The sequence below is a fragment of the Ensifer meliloti genome (genome assembly GCF_030064585.1).
GTDB lineage: Bacteria > Pseudomonadota > Alphaproteobacteria > Rhizobiales > Rhizobiaceae > Sinorhizobium > Sinorhizobium meliloti.
In genome coordinates, this window is record NZ_CP120365.1 from 2553514 (window position 1) to 2579265 (window position 25752).

23 protein-coding genes and 1 other RNA gene are annotated in these 25752 nt (G+C 64.2%); 17 read left to right on the top strand and 7 right to left on the bottom strand.

The annotated features are described in order from the left end of the window. Positions 1–13: 13 nt before the first annotated feature. Positions 14–283, bottom strand: a complete 270-nt coding sequence (locus tag PZL22_RS19155) for a BON domain-containing protein (protein ID WP_003533432.1) — start codon at positions 281–283, stop codon at positions 14–16. A gap of 203 nt (positions 284–486) precedes the next feature. On the opposite strand from PZL22_RS19155, the gene PZL22_RS19160 reads away from it, so the two are divergent. Next, entirely contained in the window at positions 487–1431 is a 945-nt protein-coding gene (locus PZL22_RS19160; protein ID WP_284718535.1) for an AEC family transporter, read from the top strand. A 222-nt stretch (positions 1432–1653) separates the two neighbouring features. Here the strand turns inward: PZL22_RS19160 and PZL22_RS19165 are convergent, their stop codons facing one another. Continuing rightward, the gene (locus tag PZL22_RS19165) at positions 1654–2751 is read right to left on the bottom strand and encodes a branched-chain amino acid aminotransferase (protein ID WP_003533428.1); all 1098 of its coding nucleotides are present in this window, start codon (positions 2749–2751) and stop codon (positions 1654–1656) included. Positions 2752–2922: 171 nt separating this feature from the next. Next, on the bottom strand, positions 2923–3702 hold the full coding sequence (locus tag PZL22_RS19170; RefSeq protein WP_003533426.1) for a c-type cytochrome: 780 nt from the start codon (positions 3700–3702) through the stop codon (positions 2923–2925). Between the two features lie 155 nt (positions 3703–3857). Between PZL22_RS19170 and PZL22_RS19175 the strand changes: the two genes are divergently transcribed. From PZL22_RS19175 to PZL22_RS19185, 3 genes are all read left to right on the top strand, one after another. After that, on the top strand, positions 3858–4610 hold the full coding sequence (locus PZL22_RS19175; RefSeq protein ID WP_003533424.1) for a 3-deoxy-manno-octulosonate cytidylyltransferase: 753 nt from the start codon (positions 3858–3860) through the stop codon (positions 4608–4610). Between the two features lie 24 nt (positions 4611–4634). Then, positions 4635–5489, top strand: a complete 855-nt coding sequence (locus PZL22_RS19180; protein ID WP_284718536.1) for a prephenate dehydratase — start codon at positions 4635–4637, stop codon at positions 5487–5489. 170 nt (positions 5490–5659) lie between these two features. Continuing rightward, complete coding sequence (locus PZL22_RS19185) at positions 5660–5797, top strand: DUF1127 domain-containing protein (protein ID WP_003533421.1); 138 nt, start codon at positions 5660–5662, stop codon at positions 5795–5797. A gap of 136 nt (positions 5798–5933) precedes the next feature. Here PZL22_RS19185 and nudC read toward each other — a convergent pair whose 3' ends face one another. After that, positions 5934–6914 carry an NAD(+) diphosphatase gene (gene nudC, locus PZL22_RS19190; protein ID WP_284718537.1) on the bottom strand — a complete coding sequence of 327 codons (981 nt, stop codon included), beginning with the start codon at positions 6912–6914 and terminating at the stop codon, positions 5934–5936. A 2-nt stretch (positions 6915–6916) separates the two neighbouring features. Next, positions 6917–7363 (bottom strand): HIT domain-containing protein, encoded by a 447-nt coding sequence (locus tag PZL22_RS19195; protein ID WP_003533416.1) that lies wholly within the window; start codon positions 7361–7363, stop codon positions 6917–6919. Positions 7364–7427: 64 nt separating this feature from the next. Here PZL22_RS19195 and ffs point away from each other — a divergent pair. The 6 genes from ffs to PZL22_RS19225 all read left to right on the top strand — a co-directional run bounded on the left by ffs (position 7428) and on the right by PZL22_RS19225 (position 12555). Further along, positions 7428–7525, top strand: an RNA gene (ffs, locus tag PZL22_RS19200) — signal recognition particle sRNA small type. 97 nt (positions 7526–7622) lie between these two features. After that, a complete protein-coding gene (locus PZL22_RS19205; protein ID WP_003533414.1) occupies positions 7623–9503 on the top strand; it encodes a DNA polymerase III subunit gamma/tau in 1881 nt (626 codons plus the stop codon). A 108-nt stretch (positions 9504–9611) separates the two neighbouring features. Next, positions 9612–9935, top strand: coding sequence for a YbaB/EbfC family nucleoid-associated protein (locus tag PZL22_RS19210; protein ID WP_003533413.1), 324 nt, complete (start codon positions 9612–9614; stop codon positions 9933–9935). A 75-nt stretch (positions 9936–10010) separates the two neighbouring features. Then, a complete protein-coding gene (locus PZL22_RS19215) occupies positions 10011–10622 on the top strand; it encodes a LysE family translocator (RefSeq protein WP_003533411.1) in 612 nt (203 codons plus the stop codon). A gap of 51 nt (positions 10623–10673) precedes the next feature. Then, the gene (gene recR / locus PZL22_RS19220) at positions 10674–11279 is read left to right on the top strand and encodes a recombination mediator RecR (protein ID WP_003533410.1); all 606 of its coding nucleotides are present in this window, start codon (positions 10674–10676) and stop codon (positions 11277–11279) included. A gap of 37 nt (positions 11280–11316) precedes the next feature. After that, entirely contained in the window at positions 11317–12555 is a 1239-nt protein-coding gene (locus tag PZL22_RS19225) for a lytic murein transglycosylase (protein ID WP_003533407.1), read from the top strand. Between the two features lie 435 nt (positions 12556–12990). Here the strand turns inward: PZL22_RS19225 and PZL22_RS19230 are convergent, their stop codons facing one another. Together PZL22_RS19230 and PZL22_RS19235 are read right to left on the bottom strand one after the other, a co-directional pair. Beyond that, entirely contained in the window at positions 12991–13953 is a 963-nt protein-coding gene (locus tag PZL22_RS19230) for an IS110 family transposase (protein ID WP_284718538.1), read from the bottom strand. Between the two features lie 421 nt (positions 13954–14374). Then, positions 14375–16030, bottom strand: coding sequence for an MFS transporter (locus PZL22_RS19235; RefSeq protein ID WP_003534361.1), 1656 nt, complete (start codon positions 16028–16030; stop codon positions 14375–14377). A gap of 222 nt (positions 16031–16252) precedes the next feature. Between PZL22_RS19235 and rimP the strand changes: the two genes are divergently transcribed. The 7 genes from rimP to PZL22_RS19270 all read left to right on the top strand — a co-directional run bounded on the left by rimP (position 16253) and on the right by PZL22_RS19270 (position 25559). After that, positions 16253–16870, top strand: coding sequence for a ribosome maturation factor RimP (gene rimP, locus PZL22_RS19240; RefSeq protein ID WP_003534362.1), 618 nt, complete (start codon positions 16253–16255; stop codon positions 16868–16870). Positions 16871–16915: 45 nt separating this feature from the next. Next, positions 16916–18544 carry a transcription termination factor NusA gene (gene nusA, locus PZL22_RS19245; protein WP_003534363.1) on the top strand — a complete coding sequence of 543 codons (1629 nt, stop codon included), beginning with the start codon at positions 16916–16918 and terminating at the stop codon, positions 18542–18544. A gap of 5 nt (positions 18545–18549) precedes the next feature. Further along, positions 18550–19242 carry an RNA-binding protein gene (locus PZL22_RS19250; protein ID WP_003534364.1) on the top strand — a complete coding sequence of 231 codons (693 nt, stop codon included), beginning with the start codon at positions 18550–18552 and terminating at the stop codon, positions 19240–19242. A gap of 105 nt (positions 19243–19347) precedes the next feature. Beyond that, positions 19348–22017, top strand: a complete 2670-nt coding sequence (gene infB / locus PZL22_RS19255; protein WP_003534365.1) for a translation initiation factor IF-2 — start codon at positions 19348–19350, stop codon at positions 22015–22017. 159 nt (positions 22018–22176) lie between these two features. Then, positions 22177–22584, top strand: a complete 408-nt coding sequence (gene rbfA / locus PZL22_RS19260; protein WP_003534366.1) for a 30S ribosome-binding factor RbfA — start codon at positions 22177–22179, stop codon at positions 22582–22584. Positions 22585–22596: 12 nt separating this feature from the next. Beyond that, on the top strand, positions 22597–23532 hold the full coding sequence (gene truB, locus PZL22_RS19265; protein ID WP_003534367.1) for a tRNA pseudouridine(55) synthase TruB: 936 nt from the start codon (positions 22597–22599) through the stop codon (positions 23530–23532). A 308-nt stretch (positions 23533–23840) separates the two neighbouring features. Beyond that, the gene (locus PZL22_RS19270; protein WP_003534368.1) at positions 23841–25559 is read left to right on the top strand and encodes a sensor histidine kinase; all 1719 of its coding nucleotides are present in this window, start codon (positions 23841–23843) and stop codon (positions 25557–25559) included. Positions 25560–25752 lie beyond the last annotated feature (193 nt).

Here is a 25752-nt window from a genome sequence, read left to right on the forward strand (position 1 = left end):
GAAGCGGCGCGCTTCAACTTCTACCTTCGCGCGCCCTTAGGCCGTTCTCCACGCTCGAAACACCGATGACCGAGGCGGCTGCCTCGCCGGCAGAGGCGATGTCGGCTTCGCTTCCAACCGTACCGGAGAGCACGACGATGTTGCCTAAAGCGATCACCTTCATATCGCTCGTATCGATCGCAGTCGCGTAGCGAAGGAAGTGCAGAACTTTTTCCGCCAGATCGTCATCGGTCAGATGAGGATCGTCGTCCTTGTGAGAATAGTTCGGGTATTCGCTCGGCATTTCTGGTCGTTCCCGTCCTTGATCGCAACGCTTGGCAGCCCCGGAATGTTCCGGTCGCGCATGACCGCGCTCGCGCTGATTCATCTGTAATTGCTGCATGTTGGCTTGGGTTGTCCTCGAATCAAGGAGACCTGCTGCATGCGCCTCCCTTGCTTCCGCGGCTCGAACAGGGCTATGGCTTGGAAACCCATCAAGGCTCTTCCATGTCCGACGTCTTCCTGAACGTTCTACCGATCTTCGTCCTGATTCTGACCGGCTGGCTCATCGTCCGGCTCGGCTACCTGAAGCCGGCCGTCGGCGAGGCGCTCGGCGATTTCGTCTTCCGCGTCGCGGTGCCGGTGCTTCTCTTCCGTACCATCGCCGAGGCGGATTTCAAGGAAGGGTCGCCCTGGCCGCTCTGGGTCGCCTATTTCTCCGGCGTCGCGGTGACCTGGACCATCGGCCATCTGGCGGCGACGCTCGGCTTCGCCCGGGACGCGCGCATGGGCGTGCTTGCAGGCGTTTCGTCAGCGTTCGCCAATACGGTCTTCATAGGCCTGCCCCTTGTTTCCCGCCTTGTCGGGGAAGACGGGATCGTTGCGCTGTCGATCCTGCTCTCCGTCCATCTGCCGGTCATGATGATTGCCGGAACGGTGATGATGGAGCGTGCGGAACGCCAGACGACCGGTGCACCGGGGCAGGGCATCTGGAAGCTCATGGGCGGAGTTGCCCGCAATCTCGTCCGCAATCCCCTCGTGATCGGCCTTGCCTTCGGCGCTCTCTTCCATCTCCTCGGACAACCCCTCGGCGGGCCGGTGAAGATCGTGGTCGATCAGCTTGCGGGCGTGGCAGCGCCCGCAGCGCTCGTTTCGATCGGCATGGCGCTCGACAAATACGGCCTTGCCGGCAATACCGGGCTCGCGGCCGTGACGAGCACCCTCAAGCTCCTGGTGCTGCCGGGCGCCGTCTTCGCCGCCTGCCACCTGCTGGGCCTGAACGACAGCTGGACCGCGGCGCTGGTTCTCACCTCATCCGTCCCGACCGGCGTCAACGCCTGGCTGATCGCCAACCATTTCAATGTCGGGCACGCGCTCGCCTCCTCGACCATCACGCTGACCACCGCACTCGGCGTCGTCAGCGTGTCGGTATGGGCCTATCTGCTGATGTGACTGGGTGCCCACTCGCCTGCTCGAGTTCTGCCCCTGCCCCTCAACCGGCTGCCGCCACCTTCTCCCCGCAGGCGGGGAGAAGGGATATGCCGCGCTCGCTCGCTCCCTCGGGCGGGCGGCGAATGCGGGGTTCAGTTGGCGCCGCTTGTCCCTTCTCCCCGCCTGCGGGGAGAAGGTGCCGGCAGGCGGATGAGGGGCGGCATTCCGGACCGAAGGCTGCGCTCAGAACAGCCGGTCGAGCCAGCCATGCGGGTCCGGCGCGCGGCCGTTCTGGATGTCGAGCAAGGCTGACTTCAGGCGGCCGGCTACCGGACCGGCTCCGCCGTCGCCAATGGTGAAGCTGTGTTCGCGGCCCTTGACCTTGCCGATCGGCGTTACGACCGCAGCCGTCCCGCAGGCGAAGGCCTCGGTGAGGCGGCCGCTTTCCGCATCCGCCTGCCACTGGTCGATGGCATAGGGCTCTTCGCGCACCGTTAGCCCCATATCGCGGGCAAGCGTGATCAGCGAATCGCGCGTGATGCCCGGCAGGATCGTGCCCGTCAGCGGCGGCGTCTGCAGGGAGCCGTCGCGGAAAACGAAGAAGACGTTCATGCCGCCGAGCTCTTCGACGAAGCGGCGTTCCACCGCGTCGAGGAACACCACCTGCTCGCAGCCCTCCTGCATCGCCTCCGCCTGCGCCGCGAGGCTCGCGGCGTAGTTGCCGCCGCATTTGGCCTCGCCGGTGCCGCCGGGCGCTGCCCGGGTGTAATTCTCCGAAACCCATATGGTAACGGCCGGGGCGCCGCCCTTGAAGTAGGAACCGACCGAGGAAGCAATGACGCAGTAGAGATATTCAGCCGAAGGCTTCACGCCGAGGAGCACTTCCGTGGCGATCATGAACGGCCGAAGATAGAGCGCGGCTCCTTCGCCGGCGGGTATCCAGTCGCGGTCGATACGAACCAGTTCGCGCACGGATTGGACGAACAGCTCCTCCGGCAGCGGCGCCATTGCGAGCCGAAGGGCGGAGTTGCGGAAACGGCGCGCATTGGCATCGGGGCGAAACAGCGTGGCGCCGCCGTCGGGCAGGCGATAGGCCTTCATACCCTCGAAGATCTCCTGGGCATAGTGCAGCACCAGTGTCGACGGATCGAGATCGAACGCCTTCCGCGGGCCGATCTTCGCATCGTGCCAGCCGCGCCCCTCGGAATAGCGGATCGTCGCCATGTGATCGGTGAACACGCGCCCGAAGCCCGGATTCGCAAGCAGCGCATCGCGCTCGCTGGTCGCCACTCTGGTCGGGTTCTGCTCGAACAGGAAAGTCTGCTCACCGCTACCGGTCATCTGTCGTCTGCTCCTTCGTTCCGAGCGGTTGGTGTCGCTCGCATTGCATATGTCGAATGGTGGAGGCCATTCTATATCATGATGCGGCCAGGCTCATCACACCTGCGGGATGTGAAAAAACCCGATCGACCGACCGGGTTTTCAGGAAGACTGGCCGTGTGCTGGCCGCAATCAGTTTGCCGGAGCCGGCGCTGGAGCGCCGGTCTGACCTGCCGGAGCAGCCTCGCCTTCAGCCGGGGCGGGAGCTTCTCCGCCTTCGGCCGGGGCCGGGCTGGCTTCAGTGGCTGCAGGGGCCGCACCGCCTTCAGCTGGAGCGGGAGCTGCGGCACCTTCGGCAGCGGCGGGGGCCTGTCCCTCCTGACCAGCAGCCGGTGCCGCCTCGGTCGAGCCTGCCGCGCCGGCGTCCGGCAGCGGGGCCGGGCTGTCCGCCTGCTCACGCAGCCAGGCGATCAGGTTGGCGCGCTCGTCGACTTTCTTGATGCCGGCGAAGCCCATCGCCGTGCCGGGCACGTGCTTCTTCGGCGCTTCGAGGAAGTAGCTCAGATGATCGTAGTCCCACACGACCTTGCCGCCTTCTGCGAAGGTCTGCATGCCCGCGGAATAGCTGAAGCCCTCATGCGAGGCGACCGGGCGGTTGACGACGCTCCAGAGATTCGGGCCGACCTTGTTCGGTCCGCCCTTCTCCACGGTGTGACAGCTTGCGCATTTCTTGAACACGGCCTCGCCGGCGGAGGCATCGGCGCTGGCGAGCAGCGGCCCGATCGGCTCGGACTTCGCTTCCTCGCCGCCGGCAGCACCCGCCTCGCCTGCCGTTTCCTCGGCGACGATGGCGAACCCTTCCTTCTCGGGAGCTTCGGAATGGAAAATGCCTTCCGACGCAATGGATACGGACATCAGAACGAAGACCGTACCCAACAAGGCACCCACACCCATGTTCACATATGGATTCATCTGCAAACGCTCCCTTAGCCACCGGCACAAACAAAAAGCCGGCCCATCTTGAAATCGCGCGGAACCTATGTCTTTTGGCTCTGCGTTGCAACAGAGATTATCAACCCCGGAGTGAGACGTTTTGACACTTTCTCCGGGTTTTTGAAGGCCGGACGATGAATCGTGAACAATCGGGCAAAACCCTCGTACTCATTCCGGCGCGCATGGCTTCGACGCGCCTTCCCGGCAAGCCGCTTGCGGATATTTGCGGCCTGCCGATGATCGTGCAGGTGGCAAGGCGGGCGGCGGAAGCCGAGGTCGGGCGGATCGTGGTGGCGGTCGATCATCCCGATGTCTTCGCGGCCGTGACCGGCGCCGGCTTCGAGGCGATCATGACGCGTGTCGATCACCAGTCCGGCTCCGACCGGATCCACGAGGCGCTCCTGAAGGCCGATCCGCATGGCGAAGCGGAAATCGTCATCAACGTGCAGGGCGATCTTCCGACCATCGAGCCCGGTCCGATTCGTGCCGCGCTGAAGCCGCTGGAAAATCCCTCGACCGACATCGCCACACTGACCGTGGCGATCACCGACGAACACGAAAAGACCAATCCCAACGTCGTCAAGGTCGTCGGCTCCCCGCTTTCCGACAGCCGCTTTCGCGCGCTCTATTTCACCCGCGCCACCGCACCCTATGGCGAAGGGCCCCTCTATCACCACATCGGGCTTTATGCCTATCGTCGCAAGGCGCTGGAGACTTTCGTTTCGCTGAAGCCGTCGACGCTCGAGAAGCGCGAATCGCTGGAGCAATTGCGGGCGCTCGAAGCGGGCATGCGCATCGATGTCGAGATCGTGGACTCAGTGCCGCTCGGGGTCGACACGCCGGCCGATCTCGACAAGGCCCGCCGCATCCTTTCCGCCCGCGTCTGACATTCCGACAGCAAGGGGACCAAAGTGACCGCCAAGACCAACCGGATTTCATTCCAGGGCGACTACGGCGCCAATTCCGACATGGCCTGCCGCGACATGTTCCCGTCGATGGAACCGCTGCCGTGCCAGACCTTCGAGGACGCTTTCCTGGCGGTGGAAAACGGCGAGGCCGATCTCGCCATGATCCCGATCGAGAACACGATTGCCGGACGCGTCGCCGACATCCATCACCTCCTGCCGGAATCGCGCCTGCATATCGTCGGCGAATATTTCATGCCGATTCGCTTCCAGCTGATGGTGCTGCCCGGCGTCGGGCGCGAGGAAATCCGCACCGTGCACAGCCATATCCACGCGCTCGGCCAGTGCCGCAAGATCGTGCGTGCCAACGGGTGGAAGCCGGTGGTCGCGGGCGATACGGCCGGCGCCGCCAAGCTCGTCAAGGAAGTGGGCGACCGCTCGATGGCGGCGCTTGCTCCGCGCCTTGCCGCCGACCTCTACGGCCTCGACATCATTGCCGAGAACGTCGAGGATACCAACAGCAACGTAACGCGCTTCGTCGTGCTGTCCAGAGAGGAGAGCAGGGTCGCCCGCACCTCGAAGGACGAACTGATCATCACGACCTTCGTCTTCAACGTGCGCAATATCCCGGCGGCGCTCTACAAGGCGATGGGCGGTTTCGCGACGAACGGCATCAACATGACCAAGCTCGAGAGCTACCAGCTCGGCGGCAAGTTCGTGGCGACCCAGTTCTATGCGGACATCGAGGGGCATCCGGACGATATAGGCGTGCGCCACGCGATGGACGAGCTGCGCTTCTTCTCGGAAAATGTGCGCATCCTCGGCACCTATCCGGCGCATCCGATGCGCGGCGTGCTCTGACCACGCGGTGCGGTTTCGACCGACCCACGCCACCTTCGGGGCGGCACAAGAAAATGGCAAAACTCGTTAACCGGCTACGCGTCCAGTGCATGCCTAATTTGCAATCATGGAACTACTTAAATCTTGGGCAAATGCCTATTTAGCTCTCGTACAAAGAAGGAGCTAAAAAGATGAAAATCCGTCAGAAGATTACGGAATACGTAAAGATGCGCCGTGCGGTCCGCGAGCTGAACGCCCTCGACGATCACGCCCTGAGCGATATCGGTATTTCCCGTTCCCAGATTCAGGCTGCCGTTTACGGCCGCTAATACCGGGATGACCGCGCGCCGCATTTGACCGCGCGACATCCGAAGTCTTCCACACCCCGCCTCCGTGCGGGGGTGTGAGCGTTTTATACGCACGGTTGCTTACGGGCGTTCAAGCCTGTTTTGGCGATACGAACCCTCAGCTGCGCTCGGGCCAGGCGAGCCAGTCGCGCATGAGCTGGTGCGCAATGGCGCCCTTCGGCGGCGGAATGTGCTCGTCTCCGGTGTCGGCGACGCCCGTGGCACGCTCCAGCATCGCCTCGGTTTCCGCCCGCGTGAACCAGCGGACGTCTTCCAGTTCCTGTTCGTCGCGCTTGATGGCGGTCGACTTCGCTTCCGCATAGCAGCCGATCATCAGCGAATGGGGAAGCGGCCAGGGCTGCGACGCATGATAGCGCACGCGCCCGATCCGGATGCCGGACTCCTCCAGCGTTTCCCGCCGCACCGCATTTTCGATCGTCTCGCCCGGTTCGACGAAACCGGCGAGGCAGGAATACATGCCCGGCGTAAAATGCGGGCTGCGGCCGAGCAGGCATTGATCGCGCTCGATATCGATCGTCAGCATGATGACGACCGGATCGGTACGCGGGAAGACCATGTGCCCGCAGGCCGTACAGATGCGCCTGTAGCCGCCGGCCGCACCGTCCATCGGGCCGCCGCAGCGGCCGCAGAACCGGTTGCCGGCGTTCCAGACGATCAGGCTCGACGCTTGCGCAAACTGTCCCAGCAGGTTCTCCGGCAGCATCTGCTGGCGATAGAGCATGCGGGCATCGGCGATCTTGAAGGGCTCCGGCACCGTCTCCTCCGTCAGCCCCGAAGGCACGGCAAGACGCGGCTCGCCGTTCGGCAGAAAGCCGAGCAGGACCGCATCGTCCATGGTCGGCTCGAGCCCCGCCAGTTCATAGGGCGCGAAAAGCGGATCGATGATCTTCTCGTCGTGCTTGACGATCAGCTTCGCCCCGGCGAAAGCCAGGAAATGCGCGCCGGGATGCTTGAGCGCCGCCTCGATGCAATCGTCGGGACGATGCTCGGACTTGCGATCCAGGTGGTTCTCCGCGAAGGCGACGAGCGTGCTCGGCTCGGGGTGCGGGCTGTGAAGATCGAAGATCGTTTTCGTCATGCTCAGAGATTTTCCATGATGCGTGCTGCGAATGTCCTATGCTCCTCCTCCGGCCACGGCTCGGCCTTGCCGAAGCCCCAGACCGGGCCCGGCCAGTTCGGATCGCCTTCGCGGCGGGCGATGACATGCACGTGAAGCTGCCGGACGATGTTGCCGAGCGCGCCGATATTGATCTTTTCGGCGCCGGTCGCCTTCTTCAGGCCCGCCGCCACCAGATTGGTCTCGAAGGTCAGCATCGCCTGGTCGAGCGGAGTCAGTTCGAAGACCTCCTTTATGTCGGCGCGCTGGGGTACGAGGATCAGCCAAGGCCAGCGCCGATCGTTCATCAGCCGCACCTGGCACAGCCCGAGCGTGCCGATCGGGATGCCGTCGCGCTCAAGTCGCTCGTCAAGCGTGAAGGTCGTCAAGAAATTCTCCTCGGCATCAAACGGATTCGCTTTGTTTTGCATATCGATACCAGTTTTTTGAAGGCTTGGCTTGCATTTGCTGCGGATATTGCCGATATGAAAGCCGGGAGGTTGGTGGTGGACGAGCCACTCGCCAACCGGGTCAGGTCCGGAAGGAAGCAGCCCTAACGAGCCCCGGCACGGGTCATCGTGCCAGCCTCCCACCTTCTCCGTCCTGTCGGGACACCACCTTCTTCGTCCCTGTCGGGGCACCACTTTCTTTGTCCCTGTCGGGGCAAGAGTTCGAACAGCGGCAGGGTCGATGAGCGACGAAGCGCCCACTTCATCCCCGATTTTACCCGTCGAGAAACCGGCCGCCTACCGTGTTCTGGCGCGCAAATACCGCCCCAAGGACTTCTCCGACCTGATGGTCGGCCAGGAGCCGATGGTGCGCACGCTCACCAACGCCTTCGAAACCGGCCGCATCGCCCAGGCCTACATGCTGACCGGCGTTCGCGGCGTCGGCAAGACGACGACGGCGCGTATCCTGGCACGGGCGCTGAACTACAAGACCGCCGAGATCGACAAGCCCACCATCGACCTGCGCGTCCCCGGCGAACATTGCCAGGCGATCATGGACGGCCGCCATGTCGACGTGATCGAGATGGACGCCGCCTCGCATACCGGGATCGACGATATCCGCGAGATCATCGAGCAGGTACGCTATCGGCCGGTCTCCGCGCGCTACAAGGTCTATATCATCGACGAAGTGCACATGCTCTCGACGCAGGCCTTCAATGGCCTGCTGAAGACGCTCGAAGAGCCGCCGGAGCATGTGAAGTTCATTTTCGCCACGACCGAAATCCGCAAGGTTCCGATTACCGTCCTGTCGCGCTGCCAGCGCTTCGATCTCCGGCGCATCAGCGCTTCCGATCTGGTCGGCCTCTTCTCCACCATTCTCGGCAAGGAGGGCGTGCCCTTCGATCCGGAGGCGCTGGCGATGGTGGCGCGGGCAGCGGAAGGCTCGGCGCGCGACGGCCTGTCGCTGCTCGATCAGGCGATCGCCCATGGCGGCGGTTCGGTCGAGATCGAAACCGTGCGCTCGATGCTCGGCCTTGCCGATCGGGCGCGGATCGTCGACCTGTTCGAGCATGTCATCAAGGGCGATGTCGCCGGCGCGCTCGACGAGTTCGCCGCGCAATACGAAGCCGGCGCCAATCCGACCGTGGTCCTCACCGACCTTGCCGACTTCACCCACCTCGTGACAAGGCTGAAATATGTGCCGGACGCGGTCAACGACCAGTCGCTGAGCGAGATCGAGCGCACGCGCGGGGCCGAATTCGCCGGCAGCGTTGCCGTGACGACGCTTTCGCGCGTCTGGCAGATGTTGCTCAAGGGCATTCCCGAGGCGGAGAGCTCGGCGCGCCCCGCAGGTGCTGCCGAGATGGTGCTGATCAGGCTCGCCCATGCCGCCCATCTGCCTTCGCCGGAAGAGGCCGCGCGGCGGCTTCTCGATCTTTCGGGCGGCGAAGGCGGCGGTCGCCCGGCCCCGAACGGCGGTGGTGGCGGCGGCGGTGCGCAGGCGCCTGCAGGCACCCCCGTCGAGGCTCGCGCCGTGGAGACGGCAGTCTCGCGTCCAAGCGGTAATGGCGCGACCATGCTGCGCGCCGTGCCGAGCTCCGCGCCGCCCCAGCCGATCAGTGTCGGCCGCATCGAAGAGCGCACGGTCGCGAGCGCCGCTGCGAAGCCCGAACCGAAGGTTCCCGTCAATTCCATCGGCGACATCGCTGATCTCTGCGCCAAGAATCGCGACATCAAGCTGAAGACGATGGTGCGCGGTTTCCTGAGGCTCGTGCATATCGAACCCGGCCGGCTCGACGTCAATCTGCCCGACGACGCACCGAAGACGCTGCTGAACGAACTCGCTGTCAAGCTCAAGGAATGGACGGGTATCCATTGGGTCGTGAGCTACAGTCGGGAGCAGGGCGAGCCGACCCTTGTCGAGGCAGAGCAGCGCGCGCAGGAGCAGCGCGTCAACGATGCGCGCCAGGACCCGGACGTCGCTGCCATTCTTGCGCGCTTTCCCGGGGCTAGGATCACCGACGTGCGCATCCGCGCGGCGGAAGAGGAGCTCGAGAGCCTCGCTCCGGCCGCGGCCGAAACCGAGGACGGCGACATCGTCCCGGGCGACGACATCGAGTAGCCGCGTCGCACGGACGCGGCGCTTCAGAGCATTTCCAGGAAAAATGTGTAACGGTTTTCCGTCCGGAAGTGCATAGGGACAAAGAATACCAGAGAACAGGAGACGACGATGCGCGACATCATGGGCATGATGGGCAAGGTCAAGGAAATGCAGGCCAAGATGGAGAAGATGCAGGCGGAGATCGCCGCGCTCGAAATCGACGGCACCTCCGGCGGCGGGCTCGTCACCGTCCGTCTCGACGGCAAGGGCCACATGAAGAGCCTGAAGGTCGATCCCTCGCTCTTCAAGGAAGACGATGTCGAGATCCTCGAAGACCTGATCGTCGCGGCCCATAAGGATGCCAAGGACAAGGCCGAGGCGGTGCAGGCGGAAAAGACCCGCGAACTGACGGCCGGGCTGCCGATTCCTCCGGGCATGAAGCTGCCGTTCTGATCCTCGGCCCGCAGAGGCTGGCGCCAGCCGGGATGCGTGCTATCTTGCGGACCGTTATCCGGAGGAGGGAATGACATGACCGTCGCATCGCTGCTCGTCTTTGCCGGGGCGCTGCTGATTGCCGCCGGGTCGCCGGGGCCGAGCATTGCCGCGCTTGTCGCCCGGGTGCTGTCCAAGGGCGCGCGCGACGTCTTGCCTTTCCTCTCGGCCATGTGGATCGGCGAGGCGATATGGCTTTCCTTTGCGGTTGCCGGTCTCGCGGCGATCGCCGAGACGTTCCACTGGATGTTCGTCGCAATCAAATGGGCGGGCGTCGCCTATCTCCTCTTCCTCGCCTGGAAGATGTGGTCGGCTGAGCCGCAAATGCCGGGCGAAAGCCTGCCGGAGTCGCGATCGGCATCGAAGATGTTCTTCGCCGGGCTGACGGTTACGCTCGGCAATCCCAAGATCATGATGTTCTATGTGGCGCTGCTGCCCTCGATCATCGATCTCGGCTCGGTCGGCCTCTTCGGCTGGGCCGAGCTGGTCGCCACCATGTTCGTCGTCCTCGTCGTCATCGATCTCGCCTGGGTGCTGATGGCCGCAAAGGCACGGCAGTTTCTCAAGAGCCGCCGTGCAGTCAGGATCGTCAACCGTGCCAGTGCGGGCACGATGGCCGGCGCGGCGGTGGCTATCGCCACCCGCTGAAGCGCTACGATTCCGATTGGCGGCGATAGACGGTTGGTCTAAAAGCCGGGCATGGCAAAGCGAGTCACCGGTCCGGAAATCGAGAAACTCATCCAGCTCCTGGCGAAAGTCCCGGGCCTCGGGCCCCGTTCCGCCCGCCGCGCGGCGCTGCATCTCGTCAAGAAGAAGGAGCAGTTGCTCGGCCCCCTTGCCGAGGCTATGGGCGAAGCCCATCGCAAGGTCAAGATCTGCTCCTGCTGCGGCAATGTCGACACCATCGACCCCTGCACGGTCTGCACCGACGAACGGCGCGACCAGGCGGTGATCATCGTGGTCGAGGACGTCGCCGATCTTTGGGCGCTGGAGCGCGCCGGCGCCATGAATGCCGCCTATCACGTGCTCGGCGGCACGCTGTCGCCGCTCGACGGCATCGGGCCTGAGGATCTGAACATAAGGGGCCTCATCGACCGCGTCGCCAAGGGTGGCGTGCGCGAGCTGATCATCGCCGTCAACGCGACCGTCGAGGGCCAGACGACGGCGCACTACATCACCGATCAACTCGAAGGCATGGAGGTGAGGATCACGCGCCTCGCCCATGGCGTGCCCGTCGGCGGCGAGCTCGACTATCTCGACGAGGGAACGCTGGCCGCCGCGCTTAGGGCGAGAACGGTGATTTGAGCATTCGCCTCCGCAGCTTCAGTTTCAAGGAAAAGAGATGCTGAGATTCCTTTCCGTTCTGCTCCTGGCCTGCCTGTCTTTCGCCACCTTCTCCTTCGCCGCTTCCAAGGCCGACGTCGAAACGCAGTTCCGGCAGTGGCTTCGAAACGATCTCTGGCCGGAGGCGAAGAAGGCCGGCATATCGAACGCGGCCTTCGAAGCAGCCTTCAAGGGCGTCAGGCTCGACTGGGATCTGCCCGACCTCGCGCCGCCCGGCTTCCCGAAACCGAAGCAGCGCAAGCAGAGCCAGGCCGAGTTTTCCTCTCCCGGGTCCTATTTCTCGGAAAAGCGCCTGCAGGGTCTTGCTGCGACGGGCCGCAGCCTCGCCTCCGCCCACGCCTCGACCTTGAAGCGGATCGAGCGGACCTATGGTGTTCCCGGTCAGATCGTCCTTGCCATATGGGGCAAGGAATCCGGCTTCGGTCGGGCGAAGATCCCGCATCCGATCATGGATGTGCTGGCGACCAAGGCTTTCATGTCGACCCGGCCGGAGCTTTTCCGGCGCGAACTGATCGCGGCGCTGCACATTCTCGACAGCGGTGACGTCAAGGAGGCGCAGATGCGCGGCTCCTGGGCGGGTGCCATGGGCCAGCCGCAGTTCCTGCCTTCGAGCTTTCTGAAATATGCGGTCGATTTCGACGGGGACGGACGCCGCGACATCTGGAATTCCGTGCCGGACAGCCTCGCTTCGATTGCCAATTATCTGGCGCAGAAGGGCTGGCAGAGCGGGCGCGACTGGGGTTTCGAGGTCGCGATCCCCTCGGGCGTCTCCTGCGCCCAGGAGGGCCCGGATCTTGCCCGCCCGATCGCCGAATGGGCCGGCATGGGGATCGGCCGTATTTCGGGCAAGGCCTTCCCGGCAGCAGAACGTGCCGCCGCAGGCATGATGCTCGTCCCGGCGGGGACCCATGGACCGCAATTCATCGTCACGCCGAATTTCTACGTGATCAAGGAATACAACAATTCCGATCTCTACGCGCTTTACATCGGCAATCTAGCCGATCGCATCGCTTCCGGCGGCGGTGCCTTCCGCGGCAGATGGGGCGACGTCGGCGGCATGCTGCGATCCGATGTGCTCGGCATGCAGAAGGCGCTGGTCGCGAAAGGCTACGACGTCGGCAAGGCCGACGGGCTGCCGGGCTATAAGACGCGCCGCTCGCTCGGCGACTGGCAGGCGAAGAGCGGCCTCGAGCCGACCTGCTTTCCGGATGTTTCGCTGAAAGCAAAGCTGCGGTGAGTGACGTTGCGGATGGGGCGGCTCTGCCTTTTTCGATCGAACCGATTGCCCCTCCCCAACCCCTCCCCACAAGGGGGAGGGGCTTGCCCCAGATACGCCATTCGCGGCATCTGGGTTCCCGTGATCGTTGAGTTGTGAATGGCGTGAGCGCGGCATCGGAAGCCCCTCCCTCTTGTGGGGAGCTACGGCATGCACATATCTCTTGCGCGCCGGTGCGGCGGATACTGCTCATGAAAGGGACCCTCGGGGACCCAACCGCCTCAACCCCGCTCGGTCGGGGTTGCCCCTCAACCGGCTGCCGCCACCTTCTCCCCGCAGGCGGGGAGAAGCGATATGCCGCGCCCGCTCGCTCCCTCGGGCGGGCGGTGAATGCGGGGTTCAGTTGGCGCCGCTTGTCCCTTCTCCCCGCCTGCGGGGAGAAGCGCAACCATTAGACTAAGCGCAAGAATTTTGTTGTGGCGCGCTTTTCGTCCATGGGGTTTGGCGCTTGACGACGGTGTTGGCGAAGATGATGAGTTTGCGGACGCAGGCGATGAGCGCCGCTTTGTGGGATTTGCCTTTTGCGGTGAGACGGCCGTAGAGCTCAACCAGCGTCTCGTTCCAGCGCTGCGACGCCGGTAAGGCGGCATTGAACAGGGCCCTGCGGACGCGCGCCCGTCCGCCGGCGATATGGCGCTCGCCTTCACGCTTGCCGCTCTGGTCGTCATAAGGCGCCACGCCGGTCAGCGCGGCGATCTCCTCACGGTCGACCCTGCCGAGTTCGGGCATCAGAATGACCAGGGTGAGTGCCGTACGGATGCCGATGCCGTCGATGCTTTCGATCAGATCAAGCTTCCGGGCGAGATCGTCATGCTCGCGGACAGCGGCCTGCAACAGCGCGAGCTGGGCTTTGCAACGGCTCTTGAGCTCACCGATGGAACGATCGATCTTCTCGAGGATCCGCCTGTCGGTGAAACGCTCGCGGGTCTTGAGGCAGGCTATATCGGCTTCGATCTGCTCGATGAACAGCAGCCATTCGCCAAACGCGATCAGCCGGCTATCCGGCGCATGGCATCGGGCATCCGAACGGGCAGCGCACTCGGCGATCAGCGCGGCGTCGAGCTGGTCGTTCTTGGCTCGGCGCAGCTTATAGAGGCCGAAAGCGCGCACTTGCCGCGGCTGCAGCAGGACGACCTCAAAGCCTCTCTGATGCAGATACGCAATCACGTCGCGCTCATATCCGCCGGACGCTTCGATCCCGACCCGTCCGATCCCCTGCCGCTCGAGCCAGTCAGCCAGAGTCTGCCAGCCGTCGGCGTTGTTGGGCACTTTCTGTTTGTCGCTCACCGGGTAGGTGGCGACATCAAGCCATATCTTCCCGGTATCAATACCGGCCGCTTTCATGCTAATCTCGGTCATCCTTGTCGTCCCTGCCTTGCATACGAACCAGGTTGTTCCAGCAACCATTCGGGCCACGATGAGGAACCGACCGCGATCCTGCTTCTCCGTAACCCCCAAAGGTTCTGGTGCCGGCGATCCGACGGTCGGCGCCTTTGGCCGGGCGGCCGCCCGGCCAAAGGCATACCGAATCCTTTACAACATTTCTTATGCAAGGTGCCGGCAGGCGGATGAGGGGCGGGTGACCGATAATGCCAATGTCAGCGCATACGAGTTTGATCCCGAGGACCCATCCGCAAGCCTCGCCACTGCTGGAAATACAGATGCCGCCACTCCGGAGTAAGTCCGCGAGGGGCTGGACAACAAGAGATATGTGCATGCCGTAGTTGTGGGGAGGGGTTGGGGAGGGGAGATTTCCAGGGAGCGATCACGCCCCTCGGTCTCAATGCATCTCGACGGACCGCTTGTAGCGCTCGTAATGGTCCGGGACGATCGTCTGGCGCTCGATCATGCGATGGACACGCGGCGGGTTCGGGCCGCGATGGAATGCGGTCAGCTTGTCGCCGACGGCGGCATCGGCCTGGGTGCGCCGCTGATTGTGGCGGACATATTCGACCCAGGTCGGCACGTGGTAGGTCTCGGTCCAGGTGGTCGGGTTCTCGAGGTCGCGCATCAGCGCCCAGTGGCCGGCTCCGTCGCGGATGCGGATGCGCCGCCGCTCCGCCATCGTCTTCAGGAATTCGGGGATGTCTTCATCGGCGATTTCGTAGTCGATCATGACGACGATGGGGCCGCTGCGCGGTTTCAGGTCGAGCTCGAGCAGCGGCTCGTTGAAGCGGTTGAGCGGGTCGAGATTGAGCGACTTGAACTCCGGCAGGGCGAAGCGCAGTCCGATTGCCGCCCCCGCGAGCATCAGAAGACAGGAGCCGATGAGTGCGTTGGCCGCGCCGTATTGTTCGGCAGTGACGCCCCAGAGCCAGCTGCCGCCGGCAATCCCGCCGAAGGTCATGGTCTGGTAGAGCGAAAGCGCCCGGCCGACGACCCAGCGCGGCGTGGAGAGCTGCACCGTCGTGTTGAAGAGCGACAGCGCCAGCACCCAGCAGGCGCCGGAAACGGCGAGCACGAGGCAGGTCAGCCAGGCCTGCGAGCTGATGGCCGTGACCAGGGCGCTGAAGGCGAAGCCGGCGAAGGCATAGCGCACGATCGCCTCGCTCGTGAGGAATTCCCTTAGTCTTGCGCTCAGGAGCGCGCCGCCGATCGCGCCGACGCCGAAGGCGCCGAGCATGACGCCATAGGTGAGCGGGCCGCCGCCGACGAGGTCGCGTGCCACCAGCGGCAGCAGTGCAAGTATGGCGCTCGCCGAAAGGCCGAAGGCGAAGCCGCGCACGAGCACCTTGCCGATATTGGGCGACATCGCCACGTAGCGCAGCCCTGCAGAAACGGCGCGCCCGAGCGTCTCGCGCGGCAGCCGGTTTTCCGGAGCGACCGGTTTCCATCGGGCGAGCGCGAAAAGGATCGCGAAATAGCTGAGCGTATTGGCGGCGAAGGCGGCCGCCGCACCCGCGGCCGCGACGATGGCGCCGCCGATCGCCGGACCGACGCTGCGGGTAAGATTGAATCCCATGCTGTTCAGCGCCACCGCTGCCGGCAGGTCGTCGCGCGGAACCATGTCGCCGACCGAGGCCTGCCAGGACGGGTTGTTGAGAGCCGTGCCGCAGCCGAGAAGAAAGGTGAAGATGAGCAGGAGCCACGGCGTAACGATACCGTAATAGGCGCAGACGGTGAGCAGCGCCGAGACGGCGAGCATGAAGCTCTGCGCGACGAGCATGATCCGCCGCCGGTCGAAATTGTCGGCAAGTGCGCCGGAAACCAGCGAGAAGAGCATGATCGGCAGCGAGGTCGACGCCTGCACCAGCGCCACCATGTTCACCGATTGCGAAATGGACGTCATGAGCCAGGCCGCACCCACGGCCTGGATCAGCCCGCCGAAATTGGAGGCAAGGCTCGCGATCCAGATGGTGCGGAAGATGTCGTGCCTGAAGGGCGCCAACGGCGATATGCGGTTCGTCACCTCTGATCTCTTTCGGTTGATCGTCATGTGGATTGATTCTGAATTGCTTCGTTATAAACCTCGAAATGCGATGCGCCAGACGCTGAAACTTGCGATCGGGCCGAAAGGTCCGGCCCGGCGCCTGCGCGACCCTTGCAATTTACGGCGATGAAGCGTATATGAGCCTCAAATTCTTGATCGGTTAGATGAAGAGTGGGGCCGTGAGGACCCGCTCTTTTTTATTAGCCGGTCCGACGAGGAGAGGATCGTTTGTCCGACACGACAACGGCTGAAAATACGAATGAACCCCGGCTGATTACCGAAACAGGCCTCGACCGGCGTGTTGCCGACATCATCGAGCCGGTGCTCGTGGATATGGGTTTCCGCCTGGTGCGCGTGCGTATGTCCGGTCAGAACGGCCTGACGCTGCAGGTCATGACCGAACGCAACGACGGCACCATGACCGTCGAGGATTGCGAGGAGGTCTCCAAGGCGATCTCGCCGGTTCTCGATGTGGAAGATCCGATCGACAAGGCGTATCATCTCGAAGTGTCGTCCCCGGGCATCGATCGCCCCATGGTGCGCAGGTCCGACTTCATCCGCTGGCAGGGCCATCTTGTGAAGTGCGAGACGTCGGTCATGGTCGACGGGCGCAAGCGCTTCCGCGGCAAGATCGTTTCGGTGGACGAGGATGGTTTCCGGCTCGAGCGCGATCAGCCCGCCTATGGCGAAGAGGCGGCAGTCGCGATCCCGTTCACGGCGCTTTCGGAGGCGCGGCTGATCCTGACGGACGAGCTCATCCGCGACGCGCTGACGGCCGACAAGAAAGCCAAGGCCGCGCGCGCCGCCAACGAAAACTTCGAAGACGAAGACACGGATAACGAATAAGGCTGGGTGCGCTTTCGATGCGCCTGCAACAGACGGAGACAAGACATGGCAGTCAGTGCTAACCGGCTCGAACTTCTGCAGATCGCAGATGCTGTGGCACGCGAAAAGGTGATCGACCGCGAGATCGTTCTGGCCGCGATGGCGGACGCGATCCAGAAGGCGGCTCGTTCGCGCTACGGTTCGGAATCGAACATCCGCGCCGACATCAATCCGAAGACCGGTGAAATCCGTCTGCAGCGTCTCCTGGAAGTGGTCGAGGAGGCCGAGGACTATTCGACCCAGATCCCGATCGAGCTCGCCCGCGACCGCAATCCCGATGCAAAGCTCGGCGATTTCATCGCCGATCCGCTGCCGCCCATGGACTTCGGCCGTATCGCCGCCCAGTCCGCCAAGCAGGTAATCGTGCAGAAGGTGCGCGAAGCCGAGCGCGATCGTCAGTACGACGAGTTCAAGGATCGGGTCGGCGAGATCGTCAACGGCACTGTCAAGCGCGTCGAATACGGCAACGTCATCGTCGATCTCGGCCGCGGCGAGGGCATCATCCGCCGCGACGAGATGATCCCGCGTGAGAACATGCGCTATGGCGACCGCGTCCGTGCCTTCGTCTACGACGTCCGCCGCGAGCAGCGCGGACCGCAGATCTTCCTGTCGCGCACGCATCCGCAGTTCATGGTGAAGCTCTTCACCATGGAGGTGCCGGAAATCTACGACGGCATCATCCAGATCAAGTCGGTTGCCCGCGACCCGGGCTCGCGCGCCAAGATCGCCGTCGTCTCCAACGATTCGTCGATCGATCCGGTCGGCGCCTGCGTCGGTATGCGCGGCTCGCGCGTGCAGGCCGTGGTCGGCGAGCTCCAGGGCGAGAAGATCGATATCATTCCCTGGTCGCCGGATCCGGCTTCCTTCATCGTCAATGCGCTGCAGCCGGCGGAAGTGGCCAAGGTGGTTCTCGATGAGGACGCGGAACGCATCGAGGTCGTGGTTCCGGACGAGCAGCTTTCGCTCGCCATCGGCCGCCGCGGCCAGAACGTGCGCCTTGCGTCGCAGCTGACCGGCTGGGACATCGATATCCTCACCGAGCAGGAGGAGAGCGAGCGTCGCCAGAAGGAATTCAACGAGCGCACGCAGCTCTTCATGGATGCGCTGGACGTCGACGAGATGGTCGGTCAGGTGCTCGCCTCCGAGGGCTTTGCCCAGGTCGAAGAGCTCGCCTATGTCGAACTCGACGAAATCTCCTCGATCGAGGGCTTCGACGAGGATACGGCAAACGAGCTCCAGACCCGCGCCCGCGAATATCTCGAAAAGATCGAGGCGGAAATGGATGCCAAGCGCAAGGAGCTCGGCGTTTCCGACGAGCTGCGCACGATCGATGGCCTCACCAGCCAGATGCTGGTCGCTCTCGGCGAGGAAGGCATCAAGACCATCGAGGACTTCGCCGGCTGCGCCGCCGACGACCTGGTCGGCTGGACCGAGCGCAAGGATGGCGAGACCAAGCGCTTCGAGGGCATCTTCTCGAAGTTCGAAGTCACCCGGGAAGAGGCCGAAGCGATGATCGTGCAGGCTCGTCTGGCCGCCGGCTGGATCACCGAAGAGGATCTGGTCAAGCAGCAGGAGGAGGAGCAGGAGCAGGATGAGACGATCGAGGTCGCCGAAGGCGCGGATCAGGACGCCTGATCGCGATGATCGTCGAGATCGATGCCGACAGCCTGCCTGCGGACAAGGGTCCGAAGGACCGGAACGGCAACAACCGGACCTGCATCGTCACGCGTGAGAGCGGCTCTCCTGAAGAGTTGATCCGCTTCGTCGCCGGACCCGACGGCGTCGTCGTCGCGGATCTGAAGCGGCAGCTCCCGGGGCGCGGATGCTGGGTCAAGTCCGAGCGGCAGCTCGTGGAAAAAGCGGTGGCGAAGAAGCTCTTCGCCCGCGCTCTTCGCGCCGAAGTAAAGGCGAATGCCGGGCTCGCGGACGAGGTCGAGAGACTTCTCGCCGAGCAGCTCGCGGGCATGATGAACATGGCGCGCAAGGCGGGCCAGTTCATCTCCGGCGCGACGAAGACGGAGCAGGCGGTGCGCGGCCTTGCCGCGCTAGCCGTCTTTCATGCGATCGATGCGGCCGCGGATGGCGTCCGCAAGATCGATCAGGCCCGCAAGGCGATGAGCTTCGTCAGCGAGGACGAAACGGAAATACCCGCTTTCCGCCCCTTCACGGGGGCGGAAATGGAGGGACTTTTGGGAAGTAATGCCTTTATCCATGCCGCAGCGCTTGCAGGGCAGGCCGGTGAAGGTGTAGTGAAGCGCGCAATCATGCTCGAAAAGTACCGAGGATCCGTCCCGGTCCGGGCCGAAGGCGGCGCTGGCAAGCCACAGCAATGAAGCGCGTCACCGGCAGAGGCCGGCATAGCGAGCATTGTTTGAGACAATTTGGAAGACAGGGTCAGGGGTTTCGTATCCGGCCCTGATCGCTAGGAACGGAACGGAATGACGGACAACAAAGACGACAAGACACTCAGCGTAGCGGGCAAGAAGACGCTGACCCTGAAGCCCTCCGGGGTGACACAGGGTACGGTGCGTCAGGATATGGGCCGCGGTCGCACCAAGGCGGTCGTGGTCGAGACCAAGAGAACGCGCGGCCCGCTGAAGCACAAGGACGAGCGCCCGATCACGCCGGTTGCCGCGACGCCTGCCGCCCGCCCGGCCGAGCAGCGTCCGATGCCGCCGCAGCCCTCGGGTCGTCCGGCTCCTCAGCCGCAGCCGCATCAGCCGCGCCAGGAACAGAACCGCCCCCGCGGCGGTGTTGTCCTGAACGATCTCTCTGCCGGTGAGATGGAAGCCCGCCGTCGCGCCCTGGCGGAAGCCCAGATTCGCGACGCCGAGGAAGCCAAACGCCGCGCCGAGGACGAAGTGCGCCGCCGTCGCGAAGAGGAAGAGCGTCTCGCCCGCGAGAAGGAAGAGGCCGCGCGCCGTGCCGCCGAAGAGGCCGCACGTCCGCCAGTAGAGGCTGAAAAGACCGAGGAGAAGGTCGAGGCTGCAAGTCCCGCAGTCGGCGAACGTCGTGCCGAGACGCGCCCGCAGCCGGGACGCCCGGCTCCGGCTGCAACGCCGGCGGCGCCGGACGGTGCAGCAGTTCGCGGCCGCCGCGGGACCGAGAGCGAGGAAGACGAACGCCGCCGCAGCGGTGCCGGTGCTCCCCGCGGCAAGGTCGTGCGTCCGGAGCCGGCAAAGCCTGCTCCCCGTGCAAAGGGTGACGAGGGCCGGCGCCAGGGCAAGCTGACGCTTACGACGGCTGCCGTCGACGAGGATGGCAGCCAGCGCGGCCGTTCGCTTTCGGCGATGCGCCGCCGCCAGGAGAAGTTCAAGCGCAGCCAGATGCAGGAAACGCGCGAGAAGATCTCCCGCGAAGTCGTCCTGCCGGAAACCATCACGATTCAGGAACTGTCGCAGCGCATGTCCGAGCGCGCGGTCGACGTCATCAAGTTCCTGATGAAGGAAGGCCAGATGATGAAGCCCGGCGACCTGATCGACGCCGATCTCGCGGAGCTCATCGCCGGCGAATTCGGCCACACGGTCAAGCGCGTTTCCGAATCGGACGTCGAGGAAGGCATCTTCAACATCTCCGACGTGGACGACGACATGCAGTCGCGGCCGCCGATCGTGACGATCATGGGTCACGTCGACCACGGCAAGACGTCGCTGCTCGACGCCATCCGCCACGCCAACGTGGTTGCCGGCGAGGCAGGCGGCATCACGCAGCACATCGGTGCCTACCAGGTCGAGCAGAACGGCCAGAAGATCACCTTCATCGACACGCCCGGCCACGCGGCCTTCACGGCCATGCGCGCCCGCGGCGCCCAGGCGACGGACATCGCCGTCCTCGTCGTCGCGGCCGATGACAGCGTGATGCCGCAGACGATCGAGTCGATCAACCATGCCAAGGCGGCCGGCGTTCCGATCATCGTGGCGATCAACAAGATCGACAAGCCGTCCGCGAATCCGCAGAAGGTCCGCACCGAGCTGCTGCAGCACGAGGTCTTCGTCGAATCCATGGGCGGTGAGGTTCTCGACGTCGAGGTTTCGGCGAAGAACCAGACCAACCTCGACAAGCTGCTCGAGGCGATCCTGCTGCAGTCCGAAATCCTCGATCTCAAGGCCAATCCGAACCGGACGGCCGAAGGCACGGTGGTGGAAGCCGAGCTCGACCGAGGCCGCGGTGCGGTCGCGACCGTCCTCGTACAGAAGGGTACCCTCACTCCGGGCCAGATCATCGTTGCGGGCGACCAGTGGGGCCGCGTTCGCGCACTCGTCAACGACAAGGGCGAACATGTGAAGGCCGCCGGGCCATCGACACCGGTCGAGGTTCTCGGTCTCTCCGGAACGCCGGCGGCGGGCGATCGCTTCGCCGTCGTCGAGAGCGAGAGCCGGGCGCGCGAGATCTCGGAATATCGCCAGCGGCTCGCCCGCGAGAAGGCGGTTGCCCGCCAGTCCGGTTCGCGCGGTTCGCTCGAGCAGATGATGACCCAGCTCCAGACCTCCGGCGTCAAGGAGTTCCCGCTGGTCATCAAGGGCGACGTGCAGGGCTCGATCGAAGCGATTTCCGGCGCCCTGGACAAGCTCGGCACCGACGAAGTGCGCGCCCGCATCGTTCATTCGGGTGCCGGCGGCATCACCGAGTCGGACGTCTCGCTTGCGGAAGCTTCGAACGCTGCCATCATCGGCTTCAACGTCCGCGCCAACAAGCAGGCGCGGGATGCGTCCGAGCGTGCCGGCATCGAGATCCGCTACTACAACATCATCTACGACCTGGTGGATGACGTGAAGGCGGCGATGTCCGGTCTCTTGTCGCCGGAGCGGCGCGAGACCTTCCTCGGCAATGCCGAGATCCTGGAGGTGTTCAACATCACCAAGGTCGGCAAGGTCGCGGGTTGCCGCGTCACCGAGGGCAAGGTCGAACGTGGCGTCGGCGTCCGTCTGGTACGCGACAACGTCGTCATCCACGAAGGCAAGCTCAAGACGCTCAAGCGCTTCAAGGACGAAGTCTCCGAGGTCCAGTCCGGCCAGGAATGCGGTATGGCCTTCGAGAACTACGAGGACATCCGTGCCGGCGATACGATCGAGTGCTTCCGCGTCGAACACGTCACGCGGACGCTCTGATCCGATCCGGCAGGGTATTGGCGAGCGCCGGATCGGCTCCGGCGCTCGCTTTTTTTTGAGTGAGAAGGCGCGCGACGCCGCCCGCCTCTCGCATGTTGGAACCGATCGCGTTTCGATGGGGCTTGATACGGTCCGATCGGCGCGGTCCAGGGTGAAACGATGGCCAAATCCACATCCTCCGCTCCGTCACAGCGCATGCTGCGCGTCGGCGAACAGGTGCGCGCAGCGATCACGCAGGTGCTGCAGCGCGGTGAAGTACTCGATCCGCTGATCGAAAATACCGTGATCTCCATTTCCGAAGTGCGCATGTCGCCCGATCTGAAGATCGCCACGGCCTATGTGACCCCACTCGGGGTCGCCGACCACGCGGCGGTCATCGAAGCGCTGAACAAGCATGCGAAATTCATCCGCGGGCGGCTCGGCCCGCAATTGCGGCAGATGAAATACATGCCGGACGTCCGGTTCCGGGACGATACCAGCTTCGACAACTATCAGAAGATCGACTCGCTGCTGCGCTCGCCGGAGGTCAGTCGCGACCTCGATCGCGACGCCGACGACGAAGAGTAAGCGACAGAACCAATGTCCAGACCCCGCAAACCGAAGGGCCGCCCGATTTCGGGATGGCTGATCCTCGACAAACCCCTCGATTTCGGTTCGACCGAGGCCGTATCCAAGATCAAGTGGCTGTTCAAGGCGCAGAAGGCGGGCCATGCCGGCACGCTCGATCCGCTCGCCTCCGGCATGCTGCCGATCGCGCTCGGCGACGCGACGAAAACCGTTCCTTACGTCATGGACGGCCGCAAGATCTACGAATTCACGGTGGCCTGGGGCGAGGAGCGCTCCACCGACGATCTCGAAGGCGAAGCCGTCCGCTCTTCCGCCGCGCGTCCGGAGGAAGAGGCGATCCGCGCCCTGCTGCCGAAATATACCGGCGTGATCGCGCAGGTGCCGCCGCAGTTCTCTGCGATCAAGATCGGCGGCGAGCGCGCCTATGATCTCGCCCGCGACGGCGAAACCGTCGAGATCCCGGCGCGCGAGGTGGAGGTCTTCCGTCTGTCGCTCATCGGATCGGCTCCGAATCTCGCTCATTTCGAGATCGAATGCGGCAAGGGCACCTATGTCCGTTCGCTCGCCCGCGACATGGGCCGCGATCTCGGCTGCTTCGGCCATATCGCGTCGCTGCGCCGAACCTTCGTCGCCCCCTTCGGCGAGGAGGACATGGTGCCGCTCGCCGATCTCGTCGCCCTGGAGGCGATCGAGGACGATGCGGAACGTCTCGCCGCGCTCGACGCGTATCTGATCGACACGGGAGAGGCCTTGTCCGACCTGCCGCATATCGCCGTCAACGACGACCAGGCGCACCGGCTGCGGATGGGCAACCCGATCATCCTGCGTGGACGCGACGCTCCGCTGCCCACGCCAGAGGCCTATGCCACGGCCCAAGGCAAGCTCGTGGCGATCGGCGAAATCGCCGAGGGCGAGTTCCGGCCGAAGCGAGTTTTCGCCACCCAATAATCCTGCTGGTCGAAAACCGATCTCACGCGTTTAGAGCGGGATGAGGAAGTGCGTGCGGTTTTCCGCCCGCATCCCGCTCTAACTTGCTAGAATCGACCACGTTCATGATTCAGGTCGACCCGAACTGAATCATCGTGATCTAAAGTCGAGCGGAGCGGCAGACGCGGCGTATACTCGTTGTGCGCCGGAGCCCATGTTGCCATGGGCTGCCGGCTGCGCTCGGGAAATCTGGAACGGGGGCGGCGGGCAGGAAGCGCCTGGTACCCGCTCCGGCAAAACGCGGTAGTGATCGGTAGAGGCGGTAAAATATGGTCGAAGCGTCAGAGAAGAGCCGGGAAGATGCTTCATCGGGCAGCCTGCAGGCCGCCGCCGGCTTCGTCCGCGACTACCTTCGCCGGCCGTTCAGCTTCTATCTGATTTCGCTGCTGCTGATAGCCATCATACCGCCCTTCATCTTTTCCTTTGTCATCCTGCAGCGCAATTTGGACGCGCAGAGAGAGGAAGTCACTTCTCTGCTGCGCGCCTCTACCGGGTCGGTCACACGCATCGTCGAGCGCGAGGTCGACGGCATGCTGACGACGCTTCGGGTCCTGGCGAAATCCGGCGCCGTCGATCTCGCCGACATGCGAGGTCTCTACGAACGGGCATCGGTCGCATTGGCGGACACCGATTCCCACCTGATCATCGTCGACGGCAACCACGACCTTCTTCTGAGCACCCGCGTTCCTTTCGGTACGCGGCTCGGGCGGGCATCGGATCCGGAGATCGATCTCGCTTTGCAGAGTACGGCGCCGCTTGTCTCGGGCGTGTTTCCATCCGAAGTGGGCAGGGGCTGGGTCTTCACCGTCTATCTTCCGGTGACGACGCCCGACGGAAAGAAGTATCTGCTGGGCCTCAGGCAGGATGCCGAGCGGATGACGAGGGCCGTCAATCGTGACACGCTTTCTCCCGGATGGAATGCCGCGCTCGTCGACGGCAAAGGCAGGGTCATCGTCTCCTCGGACTCCTCGGTGAAGTCCGGCGACCCGTTCTTTCTCGACGAATTGCCGTTGATCAGCATCGGTGTCGGCAATATCAGTGCGGGCGGCGTCGACTACCGCGTCGCGTCGGAGTTTTCGGTGGTGACCGGCTGGCGCATCGTCGCCTGGGCGCCGAGCGAGATTGTCGATCAGCCGATGCTTTGGTCGTTCCTCTGGCTGTCCTTCGGTGGGATCATCTTCGCAAGCATCGCGGTCGCCGGTTCGTTGACCATTGCGCGGCTGCTCACGCAGGGTGTCCGGCTGTTGGCCATGGATGCCCGGCGGCTGGGAGCGGGCGAGCCGGTCGAACCGCGCCGCTACATGATCACTGAAGTCGAAGCGGTATCCACCGCCCTCGCAAGCGCTGCTACCGCCCGCGCCAAGGCCGAAAGCGAAATCCGCCTGCTGATGCGGGAGGTCGCGCATCGGGCGAAGAATCAGCTCACCGTCATCCAGTCGATGCTGGCGCAGTCGGCCAATTCGGCGGAGGAGCCGTCGGATTTCGTCGAGGCGTTTCGCAAGCGCCTTGCGGGCCTCGCGCGCTCGACCGACCTCATGGTGGCGAACGCCGCCTCCGGAGTCGACTTCCGCGAGCTCGTGCGCAACCAGCTTCAGCCGTTCATGCCGGCCGAGTCCGACCGCGTCGTGCTCAGCGGACCTGCCCTGCGGCTGGACGCGCAGATGGCGCAGACCCTCGGCATGGCGCTGCATGAACTGGCTACCAACGCCATAAAGCATGGCGCGCTCGCCAACCAGACCGGCATGATCAAGGTCGAGTGGTCGGTGGGGGAGGGTGCGATCGATATCCGCTGGCGCGAGAGCGGTGCCGATATCGTCGCGCCTTCGGGGAAGAAGGCCCGCAGAGGCTTCGGCACGGTCGTGCTCGAGCGCATGCTCGGTCTGGCCCTTCGTGCGGAGCTTGAAAGGACGATGCATGCGGATGGCATCGAATGGCGGATACGCATCCCGCGCGGCAAGGATCATTCCTCGCAGGAGGCAGGCGGTTGAGAGGCGGATCGTCCTGCAGCAAACCACCTCAAACGGATGCCGGAGCATCCGTGCGCAACCGGAATTGACGGTGCGCGGGAGGCGGTGCCGCGCAGCGCTTTCATGACCCTTTCCTTTTGGAACGGATTCGGTTATAGGCACGCCAGCGAAAGGCGCCGCCTCTTCGTGCGAACGGCCGTAGCTGGACGACATC